The organism is Janthinobacterium sp. GW822-FHT07A03 (assembly GCF_058798815.1).
On sequence record NZ_JBXAKW010000008.1, the window covers coordinates 216175 to 232510 of the forward strand.

The following is a 16336-nucleotide window of genomic DNA, read 5'->3' on the forward strand; positions in this document are numbered from 1 at the left end:
CGCTTCCCGTCCGCCCTTATCATCAGCGAGAATTCACCCTTATGGCGTCATCCCCAGAAAACCTCAGCATGGCCGTGTTTTGCGACTTCGAGAACGTCGCGCTCGGCGTGCGAGATGCAAATTACGAAAAATTCGATATCAAGCCCATCCTCGAACGCTTGCTGCTCAAGGGCAGTATCGTTGTCAAGAAGGCATATTGCGACTGGGACCGTTATAAAAGTTTCAAGGGCACCATGCATGAGGCGAACTTCGAACTGATCGAAATTCCCCATGTGCGCCAGTCCGGCAAGAATTCGGCGGACATCCGCCTCGTCGTCGATGCACTGGACCTGTGCTACACCAAGGCCCACGTGAACACCTTCGTCATCATCAGCGGCGATTCCGATTTTTCGCCGCTGGTGTCGAAACTGCGCGAAAACGCCAAGCAGGTGATCGGCGTGGGCGTCAAGCAGTCGACCTCGGACCTGCTGGTGGCCAACTGCGACGAATTCATTTTCTACGATGACCTGGTGCGCGAAAGCCGCCGCACGGCCGCCAAGCGCGACGCGCGCGAAACCCCGGCGGCCAAGCGTTCGCCCGACGAAGAAGTGCGCCGCAAGGAAAAATACGAGTCGCGCAAGACGGAAGCGATCGAAATGGCCGTCGCCACCTTCGACGCGCTGGTCTCGGAGCGCGGCGACAGCGGCAAGATCTGGGCCTCGATGCTGAAGGAAGCGATCAAGCGCCGCAAGCCGGACTTCAGCGAATCGTATTACGGTTTCCGCACCTTCGGCAACCTGCTGGAAGAAGCGCAGACGCGCGGCTTGCTGGAATTCGGCCGCGACGAGAAATCGGGCGCCTATGTCTACCGCAGCAGCGGCCTGGTGCCTGTCGCTGCGCCCGTGAACGGGGAAGTCGCCAGTGAGGTCATCGCCAGCGGCGAAGCCGGCGCGACGGCGGAAGAGGGCAATCACCGCGAAGGCGGCAGCCGCCGCGATTCGCGCCGCAATGGCCGTGGCGGCCGCAAGCAGAACGAGCAGCGCCGCGGCGAGTCCGCGCCACAGGCTTTCGTGCCGGTGGCCGACGCCGAAACAACCGTCGTCGAGCAATATGCGCCGGCGCCGCAGCCGGAGGTGGTGCATGAAGTGGCCGAAGCCGCAGTCGAGGTCGTAGCGGAAGAGGGCAACGCCAAGCGCGGTTCGCGCCGCAATGGCCGTGGCGGCCGCAAGAATGGCGATGGCGCCCGCGAAGCGCGCGCCGAGGTGGTCGAAGTGGCGCCAGCGCCTGAACCGGTGCCCGAGCCAGTAGCCGAGGCCGTTGTGGAAACCGTCGTCGAAGCGAAGCCGAAGGCCAAGCCGCGCACGCCGGCGCGCAAGACGGCAGCGGCGAAAAAGCCGGCCAAGAAGGCGGCCGACGCCGTGGCGGAAGCGGCGCCCGTGATTGAAGCGGCGCCGGTAGAAGTGGCCGTCGTGGCGGAAGATAAGCCGGTCAAGGCGCCACGCAAGACCCCGGCGCGCCGTCCCGCGCGCAAGAAGGCGGAAGCGGCTTGATAGTTTGAGAAGGAACAAGCGGGGCGGCAATCGCATGCGCCCCGGCTTTTCCTGTGCCTGCCTTGCGCAAACCGCGCACCCCGATCTCCCCAAGCGTGTAGGATGAGCCTGTTTTTAACGCAGCGGGCGGTCAAGCATGTACCACGGTGAACGGTTCAACAGCATTTCCCATACGGTGGGCGCCGCGCTGGCGGCCATCGGCGGCGTCATCCTGATCGTCGCGGCGGCCCGCACGGGCGATCCCTGGAAAATCGTCAGCTGCAGCGTGTATGCGGCCATGCTGCTGACCCTGTACCTCACTTCCACCCTGTACCACAGCGTGCGCGGCAAGGCCAAGGCCGTGCTGCAGCGGCTCGACCATTGCGCCATCTACCTGCTCATCGCGGGCACCTACACGCCCTTCATGCTGGTCACCCTGCGCGGGCCGTGGGGCTGGTCGCTGTTCGGCGTCGTCTGGGGCCTGGCGCTGTTTGGCATCGTGCAGGAATATGTGTACGCGAAAGGCGCGCGCATCCTGTCGCTGGTGATTTACGTGGCCATGGGCTGGCTGATCGTCATCGGCATCAAGCCGCTGCTGGCGGCGCTCGAGTGGAACGGCTTCCTGTGGCTGGTGGCGGGCGGGCTGTGCTACACGGGCGGCATCGTCTTCTATGCCACCGATCACAAGCTGCGCCATGGCCACGGCATCTGGCACCTGTTCGTGCTGGCTGGCAGCAGCTGCCATTTTATCGCCATTTTGTTCTACGTTGCCTGACGTTGCCTGTGGTCATCACTGTTGCCGCGATTCCATTATAATGATGCGATATGTGAAATTAAGGCAATAATGGATATCAACTCGGACGACCTGAAAATCTTCGTCACCGTCATCGACAGCGGCACCCTGAGCGCGGCCGCCGTGCATCTGGGACAAACCACCTCGGGCGTCAGCCGGGCCCTGTCGCGCCTGGAAGACAAGCTGGCCACCTCGCTGCTGACGCGCACCACGCGGCGCATGGAGCTGACGGAAGAGGGACAGCTGTTCCTCGACAAGGCGCGCGCCATCCTCGCCTCGATGGAAGACGTGGAAGAGTCGATCCGCATCCGCCGCCAGAAGCCGGCCGGGCGGCTGTCCGTCGATGCCGCCTCGCCCTTCATGCTCCACTGCGTGGTGCCCCACGTGGCCGAATTTCGCGCCATGTATCCGGACATCCGCCTGGAGCTGACCAGCAACGACCAGATCGCCGACCTGCTCGAGCACCGCACCGATATCGCCATCCGCATCGGCGCCCTGGTCGACTCGACCCTGCATGCGCGCGCGCTGACTGCCAGCCCGCTGCACGTGCTTGCCACGCCCGCCTACCTGGCGCGCCACGGCGAACCGGCCACGCCGGAAGCGCTGTCCGGCCATGCGTTGCTGGGTTTTGCCCAGTACGACCTGGGCAACAGCTGGCCGCTGCGCCACGAAGCGGGCAACAGCCTGCAGATCGTGCCCGCGCTGGCCGCCTCCAGCGGCGAAACCCTGCGCCAGCTGGCCCTGCACGACCAGGGCATCGTCTGCCTGTCCGACTTTATGACGAAGGACGATATCGCCGCCGGCCGCCTGGTGAAAGTGCTGCAACCGTTCTACACGGGCTACCGCCAGCAGATCCATGCCGTCTACTACCGCAACACGCAGCTGGCACAGCGCATCAGCTGCTTTCTCGAGTTCCTGCAGCACAAGCTGTAGGCCGGGCATGAAGGAGAAGGGCATGGAGTGTCCCACCTGCGGCGAATACGGCGACCTGATTCTTGCGAAAGTCAGAAAGACGGGGCAGGAGGTGGTCGTTTGCACCGAATGCGACAACCTGTGGGCCAAGCCGGGCAGCGCGCCCGACATCGACGCCAGCGAGGGCGTGGCAGAGTTTCTGGCGGCAGCCGGCCTCGCTGACGACTGGAAGGAACTGGAATTGCTCGCCAGGCCGCCGCCGGGCTAGCCTGCGCGGACGCCGCGTCAGGCTATGGCGTTCACTTCCTTCGTTTCTGCCCGCAGCAGCAGTTCCACCTCGTGCGCCGGCAGCGGGTGACTGAAGTAATAGCCTTGCGCCTCGTCGCAGCCATGGCGGCGCAGGTAATCGAGCTGCTCGGCCGTTTCCACGCCTTCGGCCACCACGCGTAGTTTCAGATTGTGCGCCAGGGCGATGATGGAGACGACGATGGCTGCGTCGTCCGCGTCGCGCGCCACGTCGCCGACGAAACTGCGGTCGATCTTCAGCACGTCGATGGGGAAGGTGCGCAGGTAGGCGAAGCTGGAATAGCCGGTGCCGAAGTCGTCGATCGACAGCTGCACCCCCAGCGCCTTCATGTCGTGCAGCTGGCTGACGGCCAGCGCCACGTCGTGCATGAACAGGCTTTCCGTCAGTTCCAGTTCCAGGCAGGCGGGCGGCAGGCCCGTTTCCAGCAGCACTCCGGCGATCGAGGCGACCAGGTTCGGCTCGTTGAACTGGCGCGCCGACAGGTTCACGGCCAGGCGCAGCGTGTCCAGCCCCGCCGCATGCCAGCGTTTCACCTGCGCGCACGCTTCGCGCATGACCCAGGCGCCGATCGGCACGATCAGGCCCGTATCTTCCGCCAGCGCGATGAAGCGCTGCGGCGCCACCATGCCCAGGTCCGGATGCTGCCAGCGCAGCAGCGCTTCCACGCCGACGATGCGCCCGCTGGCCAGGTCCACCTGCGGCTGGTAATGCAGCACGAACTGCTCGCGCTCCAGGGCGTTGCGCAGCGCCGTCTCGATGCGCAGGCGCTCCAGGGTGGCCTGGTTCATGGCCGTCGTGTAGAACTTGATGTTGTTGCGGCCCTGTTTCTTGGCGCAGTACATGGCGATGTCGGCCTGCTCGATCAGGTTCTGCGTCTCGCCATTCAGGGTCACGTCGCCGGGAGCGTCGTAGCGCGACATGTCGTAGACGGCTACGCCGATGCTGCAGGTGACGAAGAATTCCTTGCCATCCAGCAATACCGGCTGGGCCACGGCATCCATCACGCGCTGCACGATGGCGGCGCTGAGCGCTTCGTCGGCCTGTTCGCACAGGATGGCGACGAATTCGTCGCCCGACAGGCGCGCCACCGTATCGGTTTCGCGCAGGCTGGCCTGCAGCCGCGTGGCGATGGTTTTCAGCAGCAGGTCGCCGGCCTTGTGACCGAGGCTGTCGTTGACGAACTTGAAACGGTCGAGGTCGATCAACAGTACCCACAGTGCGCGGTTCTTGCGGCGCGACAGGGCCATCGCTTGCGCCAGGCGGTCGCGCAGCAGGGCGCGGTTGGGCAAGCCCGTCAGCACGTCGTGGTGGGCGATGTGCTGGATTTGCTGCTCGGCCAGCTTGCGCTCCGTGATTTCGGAACCCGTGCCCCGGTAGCCGCGAAATTCACCGAGCTCGTTGAACAGCGGTTCGCCATTGATGCTGAACCAGCGCAGCTGGCCGTCACGGTCCTGCATCGCATATTCGAGGTTGGAAAAGGGCAGGTGCGCTTCCAGGTTGGCGATATGCTGCTTGCCCCAGCGCGAATTGCGCATTTCCGGGTTGTTGTCCCAGCGCGTCATGCCGATGAAGCGTTCCAGCGGCATGTTCGACTTGTCCGTGAAGCCGCTGGTGATGTGGGTGAAGCAGAAGTTGGCGTCCTGTTCCCAGTACCAGTCCGAGGACAGGGCCAGCAGGCGGCGGAAGCGTTTTTCGCTTTCCTGCAGGGCGCGCTCCGTGCGCTGGCGCGCCCGCACGTCGGCGCTGAGCAGTTCGTTGCTGCGCTTGAGGTCGGCCGTGCGCTGTTCCACCAGCAGCTGCACGCGGCGCGAGCGCTGCGTCAGCGACTGCACGAAGGCGGCCGTCAGCATGCTGAACAGCAGGCCCGTGATCAGGGTGAACAGGGAACCCAGATGGTCGGTCAGGAAAGGGCGCGGATGGGCCACCACGCGCACATGCCAGGGCCGGCCGGCGGACACAAAGGCCCGGTCATACTGGCTGTGGTAGGCGAAGTGCAGCCAGCGCGGCAGCGATTCCCAGGCACCGCCCGGCTCGGTGACAGGCGCCCGGCCATGCTGGAAGATCATCTGGCGCGGGTCGGCGCCGGCGTCGGCGTAGACGCTGAGTTCAAGCTGCGGGTCGCCCAGCAGGTCGGCGCCGGCGAGGATTTTCTGCACCAGTTCCCCGGCCCGCACGATGACCGCCGTATCGCCGATCAGTGCCGCGCGCCGCTGCTGCACCGTCTGCAGGGGCACGCCGTGGCGGTACACGGGACGCACGATGACGAAGCCCTGCTGCGGTCCCTGCGCCAGGGCCAGCAGGCCGGTGGCGGTGGTCTGGCCGCTGATGATCGCCAGCTCCAGCGCGCGCGCCAGCACGCCGTTCGGGCTGACGTTCAGGCCGAAGGCAGGGCGGTTGCCCTGCAAGGGTTCGAGGTAGTCCACCACCAGGTAGCTGGCGCGCGTCGTCGCGGGCACGATGACGCCATCGCGCATTTCCGTCATGGCGTAATTGGGTGCGATGCGCCGCAGCCCGGCCTCGAAGGCGTCGCGCTGGGCATGCGGCACGATACGGTGGAAATTGAAGGCCTGGATGAACGGGTGGCGCTGCAGCAGGGGCGTGGTGAAGGCATGGAACTGCTCGCGCGTGACGGGCACGACGGCGGCAAACAGCTGGTTCGTCGTGGTCAGCACCTCGACCGCGTCGTCGAGTCCCTGCTCGATGGCGGCCACCCTGGCGCCGGCGCGCTGCTGCAGGCTCAGGCTCATCTTGTCGTATTCGAGCTGGCTGATGGCGGCAAACAGCACGCTCGTCACGCTGACGCCGCAGGCGAAGGTCAGCGCGGCCGCGGCGGAAATCGACAATGGCAGGCGGCCACGCAGCATGGTTTTTCCTATCTCACTTCATGGACACTTGGGTTCGGCGGCGCCTGCCGGCCCCACGCAGGCCGTAGTTTGTCATAAACCACATCCATCATGCGAATTTTGCACCAAAACACTGCTATTAAGCAACAATATATATGGCCGGGGAAGATGACTTTCAGTCGCTGCCCGCGTCGGACTGGCGGCGCAAACGCCACAGCTGCCATGCCGGCAGCCAGCGGTTCAGGAACGCCAGGCCCGCCATCCGGCGCCAGCGCACCAGGCGCACCACGCGCACGGCGCGGCCGTCGGCGCCTTGGCCTTGCTCCGGCTTGGCGGCAAAGACGATGCGGTTGTTGCCGGCGATGCCGTCGAAGTGGCACACGGCGCCGCGGAAGGTGAGCATCAGGCGCGCCAGCATGGCGGGATAGTGCTCGTCATAGCTGAACAGGTTGGCCACCAGCACGCCGCCGGGCAGCAGGGCGCGCAGGCAGTCCGCATAGAAGCGCGCGCTGCCCAGGGCGGGCGGCAAGCCCGTTTCGTCGTAGCCGTCGAGCAGCAGCACGTCGGCGCAGCCCGGATGCTGGCGAATATAGCTGACGGCATCCGTTTCGATGATGCGCAGGCGCGCGTCGTCGGGCGGCAGCATGAATTGCTCCCGCAGGGCGATCACGTCGGCGCGCAATTCCAGCACCGTGATGCGGGTGTCGGGCAGGTGGCGGTGGCAGAATTTCAGCAGCGAACCGCCGCCCAGGCCCACCATCAGGATATGCCGGGGGCGCGGCACGAACAGGGTAAAGCACATCATGGCGCGCGCATAGCGCAGCAGCAGATGGTCGGGGCGCGACAGCAGCATTTCGCTCTGGATCATGCCTGGCTGGAATTCCAGGCGGCGCCGGTCGCCACAGGTATGCACCTGCGGGGCAAGTGGGGTGGTGCTTCTGTTTTCCGGCATGGGACGACTTCGCTGAGTGGACTGGGGGAGATGCTTTGTTGCATTCAGAGAAATCTGATAAGCTCCCGTGAGCATACCCGATTAATCCGCGCCGAGCATGCGTAACGGCGCGCGGCGGCACGGCCGCGCAGTCGGGCACCATGGAGACAAGCATGTTTTTGGATCACCCCATCATTACGGCGACGAACAGTTTTACGGAGCCTGACCGCATCGAGCGGCTGACGCGCGTGTACGGTTACGCGGCGGCGCTGGCCGACCAGGCCGCCAATCTCGGCTTCATTGAAAAAGTGGCGCAGATCCACGACCACAAGGGCACTCTCATCGTGTTCTGGCACGAGGCGCCCAGCGACGTGGAAAAGCAGTATTTCGTGCAGGCGTGGGCCAGCAAGATCGGCGACGGCAGCACGAATGTCGAACACGAAATCTGACACAGCGTGCCGCGGCGGCGCGGCGATGGCGTAGCCCATGGATATCAAGACCCTGGTACTGGCCCTGGCGCTCGGCAACCTGAGCCTGTGCGCGGCCCTGTTCTTCTTCGAATACGAGCGCAAGAAGTCGCTCAGCATGTCCACCTGGGCGGTGGCCAAGCAATGCCAGGCCATCGCCTGGTGCCTGCTGTATTTCCGCGGCGTGCTGCCCGATTTCCTCTCCATCCTGCTCGGTAACAGCCTGCTGTTTGCCGGCATGGCCCTCGATGCGGGCGCGTTGTGGCAGGCGGCCGGGCGCAGCGGCTGGCGCCGCTACATATTGCCGGCGCTGGGCGCGGCGATCGGGTTGTTTGCCGCCTGCTACCTGTTCGACGTGGCGCCGCTGCTGCGCAGCGCCGGCGGTTCGCTCATCGTGGCCGGCTTTTTCCTGGCCGGCGTGGCCGCGCTGTGCCTGAAATGGCGCGAGGCGAGCATGCTGCGCCGCTTCCTCGTCGTCAGCATGGGCATCTTGTCGCTGCTGATCGCCGCGCGCGGCGTGCTGGCCGCCGTCGTCCCCGGTTTCGATGCGGAGCTGATGCAGCTGGCCGGCTTCGGCGCCCTGTACCTGATGATGCTGACGAACGCTTTCGGCTATCTGCTGCTGTCGCGCGAAAAACTGGGCGGCGAGCTGGCGCGCCTGGAGGTGCTCGACGCGGCTACGGGCGTGCCGAACCGGCGCGGCTTTTACCAGGCGCTGGCGCCATGGATGGCGCTGGCGCGCCGGCCCGGCTTGCCGACGGCGCTGGTGGTGCTCAATATCGACCACTTTAAAAGAGTCAACGACAGCTATGGCCATCCGGTAGGCGATGCGGTGCTGAAAACCATCGTCGACACCTGCCGCCAGCAGTTGCGCGACAGCGACCTGATGGGCCGCCTGGGCGGCGCCGAATTCGCCATCCAGTTGCCGCGCACGACCCTGGCCGATGCGCTGATGGTGGCCGAGCGCATCCGCGCCGCCGTCGAGGCGCTGCCCGTCAAGACGGAACGCGCCGTGCTGCAGCTGACGGCCAGCCTGGGCGTGACCACCATCCGCGCCGAAGACAGCACCGTCAGCCTGTTCAAGCGGGCCGACGAGGCGCTGCAGGCGGCCAAGCAGGCGGGCCGCAACAGGGTGGTGGAAGCGCAGGGCACCAGCACCCTCGATATCTAAACCGGATTAATAAACCGGATTATTTCTTGCGCGAGCCCAGCCAGCTGGGTTCCTTGCCGCATTCCTTGGGCAGGAACAAGGCGTCGAGGCCGGGATCGCAGCGCCGGTCAGGCGCCTTCATCGGCTCGACGGTGAGCCATTCGCTCTTGGGCAGTATCTTTTCTTCGCGCGGCGCCACGGGCGGCGCGGGCGGCAGGCTGTCTTGCCAGCGTGACTCTGCGGCAGGAGCGGGCGGGGTGGCCCAGTTCGCATCAACCTGCGCTTCGCGCACCGGCGGTGTGTCCGCGTGCGCGGCGGCGCACAGCAGGCTGCCCGCGAAGACGAACATGCGCATGGCGGTGCCGTTTATTGAAATCATGGTTAGTCCTTGGTCGGTGCCGGGAGGGCGTGCCCTGCAGTATGACGGCTTCAGGAAGCAAAAAGACAAGAAAATTGCAACGACATGTTACCAAAGGGACTATAGTTACTGGTAGCAAGCAGGTGCACTGCAGCAAGGCGCTCGCACGGTGAGCAAGGCGCGGGGTGCCAGTGCCCGAGCGTGTGCATTCCCTAACTTTCATTTAAGCTAAGCAAGTTATGCTGTGGGGTGCAGGCTAGGCTCCTCTTGTCGTCCGCACCGCAGTTCCCCTTTCTTACTCTTGCCAGGCCCACAATGAAAATGCTCAAATCCCTGCCTGTATGGCCGCTTGCCGCCCCGCTTGCCGGCTGGCTGTTCCTGTTCGGTTCCACCTTCAATGTCGGCGGCTTCTACCAGATCCTGCTGGTGGCTGGCCTGATCGGCAGCGTGCTGGCCGCCGTGTACCACGCGGAAGTGGTGGCGCACCGCATCGGCGAACCGTATGGCACCCTGGTGCTGGCGCTGGCCGTGACCCTGATCGAGGTGGCGCTGATCGTCTCGCTGATGCTGGCCGGCGGGCCGGAAACGACAGGGCTGGCGCGCGACACCGTGTTTGCCGCCATCATGATCATTTTGAACGGCATCGTCGGCATCTGCCTGCTGCTGGGCGCCGGGCGCCACCGCGAGCAGAGCTTCGGCCTGCTGGGCGTGAGCGCGTCGCTGGCCACCCTGGCAGCCATCGCCATCCTGACGCTGGTGCTGCCGAACTACACCTCCAGCGCCGCCGGCCCGTTCTACAATTCCAGCCAGCTGATCTTCATCGCCGTGATCTCGCTGGTCCTGTACGGCACTTTCGTGCTGGTGCAGACGGTGCGCCACCGCGATTACTTCCTGCCCAAGGAAGCCGTTGGCGATGAAGAGGTGCATGCGGCGCCGCCGACGCCCACCGTCGCCTGGGTCAGCGCCGGTGCGCTGCTGGTGTGCCTTGGCGCCGTGGTGTTGCTGGCCAAGTCGCTGGCGCCCGCGCTGGAGACGGCGATTGCCGCCATGGGCGCGCCGAAAACCCTGGTCGGCATCGTCATCGCCGCCATCGTGCTGCTGCCCGAAGGCCTGGCCGCCGTGCGCGCCGCGCGCGCGAATCGCCTGCAGACGAGCTTGAACCTGGCGCTCGGCTCCGCGCTGGCCAGCATCGGCCTGACGATACCCGCCGTGGTGGTGGTGTCGCTGGCCACGGGCCTGACGATTACGCTGGGCCTCGATATCAAGTCGACCGTGCTGTTGCTGCTGTCGCTGATGGTCGCTACCCTGTCGCTGGGCACGGGCCGCACCACGGTCATGCAGGGCACGGTGCACCTGGTGATTTTCGCCGTCTATTTATTCACCACAATCGTGCCGTAAGCCGCCGCACAACTGCCGTTTTGTCACAATCCTGTCACGCCGCTGTCATACGATGAGGGTAGTGTGGTAGGATTTTTAAATCGTTTAAATGATTTATATAGTTTAGCAACTGAATTTGCCAACTTTTTCAGTTGGCACAGTAATGACAAGACAAGAGGCCAGTATGTATGCAGCGGTGGACCTGGGGTCCAACAGTTTTCGTTTACACGTCGGCAAGCATGATGGCGACACCATCCGTGTGGTCAAGAGCGTGCGCGATCCGATACGCCTGGCCGCCGGCCTGGACGCCAATGGCGACCTGACCGAGGCGGCCATGCAGGGCGCGCTGGCCTGCCTGCAGCGCTTTCGCGCCATCCTCGCCGGCTTCGAACTCGATGCCGTGCGCGTCGTGGCCACGTCGGCCATGCGCGTGGCGCGCAACGGCGCCGTCTTCCTGCCGCTGGCCGAGCAAGCCATCGGCTACCCGATCGAGATCATCTCGGGCGAGGAAGAGGGGCGATTGATCTACATGGGCGTGGCCAATGCGCTGGCCATTCCCGGCGAACGCCGGCTGGTGATGGATATCGGCGGCGGTTCGACGGAGCTGATACTGGGGCGCGGCAACGATATCGAACGTGTCGAGTCCTTCAGCCTGGGGACGGTCAAGCAAAGCCTGTCGTTCTTCATCGGCGGGCGCATCGACGCGCCGTCGTTCGAGGCGGCGATCCTGTCGGCGCGCAGCCATTTCGAGGATGCCGCGCCGCCGTACCGTCCGCAGCACTGGAAGACGGCCTATGGCTCTTCCGGCACCATCCGCACGATTGCCGACATCATCGCCCGCAACAAGCTGGGCGACGGCTTGCTCACCAGCGTCAGCCTCGATGCGCTGGCGCGCCGCTTCATCGAACTCGGTCACACCAGCCGCATCGACATGCCCGGCCTGCGCCCCGACCGCGCCAGCACCATCGTCGGCGGCCTGGCCATCTTGATCGGCCTGTTCCGCGAACTGGCCATTCCCGCCATGACGCCGATCGAGGCGGGCCTGCGCATGGGCGTGATGTGGGATTTGTACCTGCGTTCGACCAAGCGCGACCGCCGCGAACAGTCGGTGCAGGGCTGCATGGAGAAATTCCATATAGACCAGCAGCGCGCCGGCCGGGTGGCCGAGCAGGCGCTGGCCATGTACGCGCAGCTCAAGCCCACGTCCGACGCCCTGGTGAAATGCCTGCGCTGGAGCAGCCTGCTGCACGAAGTGGGGCTGGCCGTGTCGCAGACGGGCTACCACAAGCACGCATCCTACATCGTGGAAAACGCGGACTTGCCCGGTTTTACCACGCGCGAACAGAAGACCATGAGCCGCTTGATCCTGGCGCAGAAGGGCAACTTGCGCAAGATCGGCGAAGTGCTGTCCGACCCCGATTTCGCCAAGGCCGTGCTGGCGCTGCGCCTGTCGATTCTGCTCATGCATGCGCGCATCGAGGCCGATTTCAGCGAGCTGCGCCTGCGCATGAAGAACCGTATCGAACTCGATATCAAGCGCGGCTGGGTGGCGCACCATCCCACCGTGTCGTTCTGGATCGAGAAGGAGCAGGAATTCTGGGATGAGGTCGGGGTCGATTTCACCATCCGTGCCAGCGCCTAGAGGGTCATGACATGCGCATGACTTGATGTGCAGCAAGCAAGATTTCAAAAAACAGTATATATTGTTTATATTATTTATTAAATTGGAAAATCCATGACCAAAACCATCCCAGCGAAAAAGGCCGACAGCGCGCCCGTGTCGATGTTCCCTACCAGCGCATCGATCAATGCGGCAGCGGCCAAGGCCGCACCGGCCGCCAAGCCTGCCGCGAAGCCGGCAGCCAAGCCGGTGGCCAAAGCCGCCGTCAAGCCAGTGGCAGCCAAGCCGGCCGCTGCGAAGCCGGCGGCAGCGAAACCTGCTGCCGCCAAGCCTGCCGCTGCCAAGGCGCCGGCTGCCAAGCCGGCGGCCAAGGCCGTCGTGGCCAAGCCTGTCGCCAAGGCGGGAGTAAAAGCCGTTGCCAAGCCAGCGGCCAAGGTTGCCGCGAAGCCTGCCGCCAAGCCGGCAGCGAAAACCGCCGTCAAACCGGCCGCCAAGGCCGCCGCCAAGCCTGCGCCAGCGAAAAAAGCACCGGTCGCCAAGGTTGTCGCCGTCAAGGAAAAAGCCCGCAAGCCGAAACTGGTGCGCGACAGCTTCACTATGCCGGAAGCGGAATACGAGGTATTGGGCCAGGTCAAGAAAGCTTGCCTGAAAGCCGGTTTCGAGATCAAGAAAAGCGAATTGCTGCGCATCGGCGTGGCGCTGATCAGCCAGATCGACCTGGCCACGCTGCAAAACGTGCTGGCTGGCTTGCCGCAGCTGAAAACGGGCCGTCCGAAGAAGGATTGATGGCGCGGGCGGGGCAGTCCTGCATGGACTGCCGCCTGCTTGCCCATTCTGGTTTACCATGGGGCCTGTGATAGTTCCCCCATGGTTGCCATGTCAGAAGATACCCATACCGAACGCGCCGGCTTCGTCGAGCGTTCCATCATCCGCCACCGCGCGGGCGAATCCACTGCCGCCATCGACCACGTCGCCGAGGAAATCCCCGTCGCGCTGGTCTTCAATGGCATTTCCCACGTCGTCATGATGGCCACGCCGCGCGACCTGGAAGCATTTGCGTATGGCTTCGCGCTGACGGAAGGCGTGGTGGCATCGGCTGCCGCCATTTTCGACTGCGAAGTGTTCCTGCGCCCTGATTCCGCCGAAGTGGCCTTGAGCATCGCCCAGGAGGATTTCGTGCGCCTGAAGGACCGGCGGCGCCAGCTGACGGGCCGCACGGGCTGCGGCGTGTGCGGCATCGACAGCATCGACATGCTCGATTTGCGGCCCGCGGCGCTGCCGCCACCCCTGATCCACGTCGACTTGCCCGCCGCACTGGCGCGCGCATCCGCCGGCTTGCGCGAGCATCAGACGCTGATGCGGGAAACGGGCGGCGTGCACGCGGCCGCGTGGTGCACGCCCGACGGCGACATCGTGCACGTGTTCGAGGATGTCGGCCGGCATAACGGCCTGGATAAACTGATCGGCCACCTCGCGCTGAATGGCGCCGACATGCGGCGCGGCTTCGTCTTCCTGTCCAGCCGCGGCAGCTACGAGCTGGCGCGCAAGGCGGCGCGCATGCAGATCCCCTTGCTGGCGACGATTTCCGCCCCCAGTTCGCTGGCCATTTCCATCGCCACGCAGGCGGGCATGAAGCTGGCGGGTTTCTGCCGTCAGGACGCCTTCGTCGATTACACGCCAGGCATCAGCATCTAAGCGGCAGAACGCTGCAGCAGCACCGGCACGGATTTCGACGTGGGCGTGCCGGCGCCGTCGGCCGTGCTGGCCAGCGGCACCAGCGCATTCGTCTCGGGGTAATACGCGCCCAGGCAGCCGCGCGGGATGTCGTAGGCGACCAGGCGGAAACCGTCGGCGCGGCGCGCCACGCCGTCGTCCCAGGCGCCTATGATATCGATCATGTCGCCGTCCTTAAAACCCAGCATGGCGATATCGGCCGCATTGGCGAAGACCACCTTGCGCGTGCCGTACACGCCGCGGTAGCGGTCATCCATGCCGTAGATGGTGGTGTTGTACTGGTCGTGCGAGCGGGTGCTCATCAGCACCATCAGGCGTTCGCCATGGCGCGCGCGGGCGCGGTGCAGCGGGGTATCGAGGTCCAGCGGGGCGACGAGGAAGCTGGCCTTGCCGCTGGCCGTCTTCCACACGCGTTCGCGCGAAGCCACCGTCAGATGAAAACCGCCCGGCTGCGCCACCCTGGCGTTGTAGTCGTAAAAATCGTCGAACACCTTTTCGATATCGTCGCGGATGCGCGCATAGTCGGCTGCGTACGCGCGCCAGTCCACCAGGCCGCTACCCACCGTCGCTTCGGCCATGCCGGCCACGATGGCCACTTCCGAGCGCAGCTGCGGCGAGGCGGGCGCATTGCGGCCGTACGAGATATGCACCATGCTCATCGAGTCTTCCACCGTCACGCCCTGCGCCACGCCGTGCTGCAGGTCGATCTCCGTGCGGCCCAGGGTGGGCAGCAGCAGAGCTTCCCTGCCGATGACCAGGTGGCTGCGATTGAGCTTGGTGGCCACCTGCACCGTCAGCGCGCACTGGCGCAGCGCGGCAAAGGTCAGTGGCGTGTCCGGCGTGGCGGCGGCGAAATTGCCGCCCAGCGCGATGAAGACCTTGACGTCGCCGCGCCGCATGGCTTCGATGGTGGCCACCACGTCGTGGCCGTGCGCGCGCGGCGGAGTAAAACCGTACACCTGGCCCAGGCGGTCGAGGAAGGCGCTGGTGGGCTTTTCCTCGATGCCCACCGTGCGGTCGCCCTGCACGTTGGAGTGGCCGCGCACGGGGCATAATCCGGCGCCCGGCTTGCCGATCTGGCCGCGCAGCATCATCAGGTTCGACAGCATGCGGATGGCCGCCACGCTGTGCTTGTGCTGCGTCAGCCCCATGCCCCAGGTGGCGATGATGCGCTGGCCCTTGACGACAATGTCCGTTAATGCCTCGATCTGCGCGCGCGCCACGCCCGACTCCCGCAGCAGCAGTTCCCAGCTTTCTGCACGCAGGTCGTTGCGGAAAGCGTCGAAGCCGCTGCAGTGTTCAGCGATGAAAGCGTGGTCGATGACGGCGGGCGCGCCGGCAGCCTGCGCCGCGTCGTCATGCTCGACGACGCGCTTGGCGACGGCCTTGATCAGGGCAAAGTCGCCGCCCAGGGTGGGCTGCACGAACAGGCCGGCCAGGCGCGTGCTGCCCAGGGTCGCCATTTCCAGCGCGCTTTGCGGGTCCATGAAGCGCTGCAAGCCCCGCTCGCGCAGGGGATTGATGGAGACGATGCCGCCGCCGCGGCGCGCGCAGTCGCGCAGTTCGCCCAGCATGCGCGGGTGGTTGGTGGCGGGATTCTGGCCGAAGATGAGGATGGTATCGGCCAGTTCGAAGTCGGCCAAAGTCACCGTGCCCTTGCCGATGCCGACGGTGGCCGGCAGCCCGCGGCTGGTCGCCTCGTGGCACATGTTGGAGCAGTCGGGGAAGTTATTGGTGCCGTACAGGCGCGCCATCAGCTGGTACAAAAAGGCCGCTTCGTTGCTGGCGCGGCCCGAGGTGTAGAACGCGGCCTGGTTGGCATCGGGCAGGGCGCGCAGGTGGCGCCCCACGAGGGCGTAGGCTTCTTCCCAGGCGATGGGCACGTAACGGTCGCTGGCTGCGTCGTACACCATCGGCTCGGTCAGGCGGCCGTGCTGCTCGAGCGCGTAGTCCGACTGTTCCAGCAGCTGCGTGACGGTGTGGCTGGCAAACAGTTCCGGGCCGGCGCGGCGGCTGGTCGCTTCCGCGGCGACGGCCTTGGCGCCGTTTTCGCAAAAGGCGAACGTGGACGCGTGGTTGCGGTCGGGCCAGGCGCAGCCGGGGCAATCGAAGCCGTCCGGCTGGTTTTGCGCCAGCAGCGCCTTCAGATTCCCGGGCGCGACCCGCTCCTGGCGCAGGCTGATGGCCGCGTGTTTCAAGGCGTCCCAGCTGGCGGCCGGCTTGGTGTAGGGCGTGATGTGGACGGCGTCGGTGTCTTTCATGGGCTCTTTCGGCTGGGCGAGTGTGGTAATTATGCATGATCCCCGCATGGCATTGACTTGCGTCATGGAAATGA

The 16336-nt window shown here is 65.3% G+C and carries 14 protein-coding genes; 10 read left to right on the forward strand and 4 right to left on the reverse strand.

Features of this window, described 5'->3' with window-relative positions; genetic code table 11:
* Nucleotides 1-41: 41 nt before the first annotated feature.
* The 4 genes from AC1RJW_RS22760 to AC1RJW_RS22775 all read left to right on the forward strand — a co-directional run bounded on the left by AC1RJW_RS22760 (nucleotide 42) and on the right by AC1RJW_RS22775 (nucleotide 3481).
* Nucleotides 42-1529: an NYN domain-containing protein gene (locus AC1RJW_RS22760; RefSeq protein ID WP_493046980.1), complete on the forward strand. Its 1488-nt coding sequence runs from the start codon at nucleotides 42-44 to the stop codon at nucleotides 1527-1529.
* A gap of 136 nt (nucleotides 1530-1665) precedes the next feature.
* Nucleotides 1666-2283: a PAQR family membrane homeostasis protein TrhA gene (gene trhA, locus AC1RJW_RS22765; RefSeq protein ID WP_230505407.1), complete on the forward strand. Its 618-nt coding sequence runs from the start codon at nucleotides 1666-1668 to the stop codon at nucleotides 2281-2283.
* Nucleotides 2284-2352: 69 nt separating this feature from the next.
* On the forward strand, nucleotides 2353-3234 hold the full coding sequence (locus AC1RJW_RS22770) for a LysR substrate-binding domain-containing protein (RefSeq protein ID WP_493046981.1): 882 nt from the start codon (nucleotides 2353-2355) through the stop codon (nucleotides 3232-3234).
* 22 nt (nucleotides 3235-3256) lie between these two features.
* Entirely contained in the window at nucleotides 3257-3481 is a 225-nt protein-coding gene (locus AC1RJW_RS22775) for a hypothetical protein (protein ID WP_493046982.1), read from the forward strand.
* A gap of 17 nt (nucleotides 3482-3498) precedes the next feature.
* Here AC1RJW_RS22775 and AC1RJW_RS22780 read toward each other — a convergent pair whose 3' ends face one another.
* A complete protein-coding gene (locus AC1RJW_RS22780; RefSeq protein WP_493046983.1) occupies nucleotides 3499-6384 on the reverse strand; it encodes a bifunctional diguanylate cyclase/phosphodiesterase in 2886 nt (961 codons plus the stop codon).
* A 154-nt stretch (nucleotides 6385-6538) separates the two neighbouring features.
* Nucleotides 6539-7315, reverse strand: coding sequence for a spermine/spermidine synthase domain-containing protein (locus AC1RJW_RS22785; RefSeq protein WP_493046984.1), 777 nt, complete (start codon nucleotides 7313-7315; stop codon nucleotides 6539-6541).
* Between the two features lie 152 nt (nucleotides 7316-7467).
* Here AC1RJW_RS22785 and AC1RJW_RS22790 point away from each other — a divergent pair, with 152 nt between their 5' ends.
* Together AC1RJW_RS22790 and AC1RJW_RS22795 are read left to right on the forward strand one after the other, a co-directional pair.
* Nucleotides 7468-7743, forward strand: a complete 276-nt coding sequence (locus tag AC1RJW_RS22790) for a hypothetical protein (protein ID WP_086139582.1) — start codon at nucleotides 7468-7470, stop codon at nucleotides 7741-7743.
* 37 nt (nucleotides 7744-7780) lie between these two features.
* Nucleotides 7781-8932, forward strand: coding sequence for a GGDEF domain-containing protein (locus AC1RJW_RS22795; protein ID WP_493046985.1), 1152 nt, complete (start codon nucleotides 7781-7783; stop codon nucleotides 8930-8932).
* A gap of 19 nt (nucleotides 8933-8951) precedes the next feature.
* Here the strand turns inward: AC1RJW_RS22795 and AC1RJW_RS22800 are convergent, their stop codons facing one another.
* On the reverse strand, nucleotides 8952-9290 hold the full coding sequence (locus tag AC1RJW_RS22800; RefSeq protein WP_493046986.1) for a hypothetical protein: 339 nt from the start codon (nucleotides 9288-9290) through the stop codon (nucleotides 8952-8954).
* Nucleotides 9291-9584: 294 nt separating this feature from the next.
* Here AC1RJW_RS22800 and AC1RJW_RS22805 point away from each other — a divergent pair, with 294 nt between their 5' ends.
* From AC1RJW_RS22805 to fdhD, 4 genes are all read left to right on the forward strand, one after another.
* Complete coding sequence (locus AC1RJW_RS22805; RefSeq protein WP_493046987.1) at nucleotides 9585-10667, forward strand: calcium:cation antiporter; 1083 nt, start codon at nucleotides 9585-9587, stop codon at nucleotides 10665-10667.
* 163 nt (nucleotides 10668-10830) lie between these two features.
* Nucleotides 10831-12288 (forward strand): Ppx/GppA phosphatase family protein, encoded by a 1458-nt coding sequence (locus AC1RJW_RS22810; protein WP_493047083.1) that lies wholly within the window; start codon nucleotides 10831-10833, stop codon nucleotides 12286-12288.
* A 93-nt stretch (nucleotides 12289-12381) separates the two neighbouring features.
* Nucleotides 12382-13053 carry a hypothetical protein gene (locus tag AC1RJW_RS22815; RefSeq protein ID WP_493046988.1) on the forward strand — a complete coding sequence of 224 codons (672 nt, stop codon included), beginning with the start codon at nucleotides 12382-12384 and terminating at the stop codon, nucleotides 13051-13053.
* Between the two features lie 81 nt (nucleotides 13054-13134).
* On the forward strand, nucleotides 13135-13962 hold the full coding sequence (gene fdhD, locus AC1RJW_RS22820; RefSeq protein ID WP_493046989.1) for a formate dehydrogenase accessory sulfurtransferase FdhD: 828 nt from the start codon (nucleotides 13135-13137) through the stop codon (nucleotides 13960-13962).
* Here fdhD and AC1RJW_RS22825 read toward each other — a convergent pair.
* Nucleotides 13959-16262 carry an FdhF/YdeP family oxidoreductase gene (locus tag AC1RJW_RS22825; RefSeq protein ID WP_493046990.1) on the reverse strand — a complete coding sequence of 768 codons (2304 nt, stop codon included), beginning with the start codon at nucleotides 16260-16262 and terminating at the stop codon, nucleotides 13959-13961. The genes fdhD and AC1RJW_RS22825 overlap by 4 nt on opposite strands.
* Between the last annotated feature and the right edge of the window lie 74 nt (nucleotides 16263-16336).

What these genes read in the sequence shown, in the direction of transcription:
- AC1RJW_RS22775 (WP_493046982.1), top strand. Translation starts at nt 3,257, where the DNA reads ATGGAGTGTCCCACCTGCGGCGAATACGGCGACCTGATTCTTGCGAAA.
- AC1RJW_RS22815 (WP_493046988.1), top strand. Translation starts at nt 12,382, where the DNA reads ATGACCAAAACCATCCCAGCGAAAAAGGCCGACAGCGCGCCCGTGTCG.
- AC1RJW_RS22805 (WP_493046987.1), top strand. Translation starts at nt 9,585, where the DNA reads ATGAAAATGCTCAAATCCCTGCCTGTATGGCCGCTTGCCGCCCCGCTT.
- AC1RJW_RS22780 (WP_493046983.1), bottom strand. Translation starts at nt 6,384, where the DNA reads ATGCTGCGTGGCCGCCTGCCATTGTCGATTTCCGCCGCGGCCGCGCTG.
- AC1RJW_RS22785 (WP_493046984.1), bottom strand. Translation starts at nt 7,315, where the DNA reads ATGCCGGAAAACAGAAGCACCACCCCACTTGCCCCGCAGGTGCATACC.
- AC1RJW_RS22800 (WP_493046986.1), bottom strand. Translation starts at nt 9,290, where the DNA reads ATGATTTCAATAAACGGCACCGCCATGCGCATGTTCGTCTTCGCGGGC.
- AC1RJW_RS22760 (WP_493046980.1), top strand. Translation starts at nt 42, where the DNA reads ATGGCGTCATCCCCAGAAAACCTCAGCATGGCCGTGTTTTGCGACTTC.
- fdhD (WP_493046989.1), top strand. Translation starts at nt 13,135, where the DNA reads ATGGTTGCCATGTCAGAAGATACCCATACCGAACGCGCCGGCTTCGTC.
- AC1RJW_RS22770 (WP_493046981.1), top strand. Translation starts at nt 2,353, where the DNA reads ATGGATATCAACTCGGACGACCTGAAAATCTTCGTCACCGTCATCGAC.
- AC1RJW_RS22825 (WP_493046990.1), bottom strand. Translation starts at nt 16,262, where the DNA reads ATGAAAGACACCGACGCCGTCCACATCACGCCCTACACCAAGCCGGCC.
- AC1RJW_RS22790 (WP_086139582.1), top strand. Translation starts at nt 7,468, where the DNA reads ATGTTTTTGGATCACCCCATCATTACGGCGACGAACAGTTTTACGGAG.
- AC1RJW_RS22810 (WP_493047083.1), top strand. Translation starts at nt 10,831, where the DNA reads ATGTATGCAGCGGTGGACCTGGGGTCCAACAGTTTTCGTTTACACGTC.
- AC1RJW_RS22795 (WP_493046985.1), top strand. Translation starts at nt 7,781, where the DNA reads ATGGATATCAAGACCCTGGTACTGGCCCTGGCGCTCGGCAACCTGAGC.
- trhA (WP_230505407.1), top strand. Translation starts at nt 1,666, where the DNA reads ATGTACCACGGTGAACGGTTCAACAGCATTTCCCATACGGTGGGCGCC.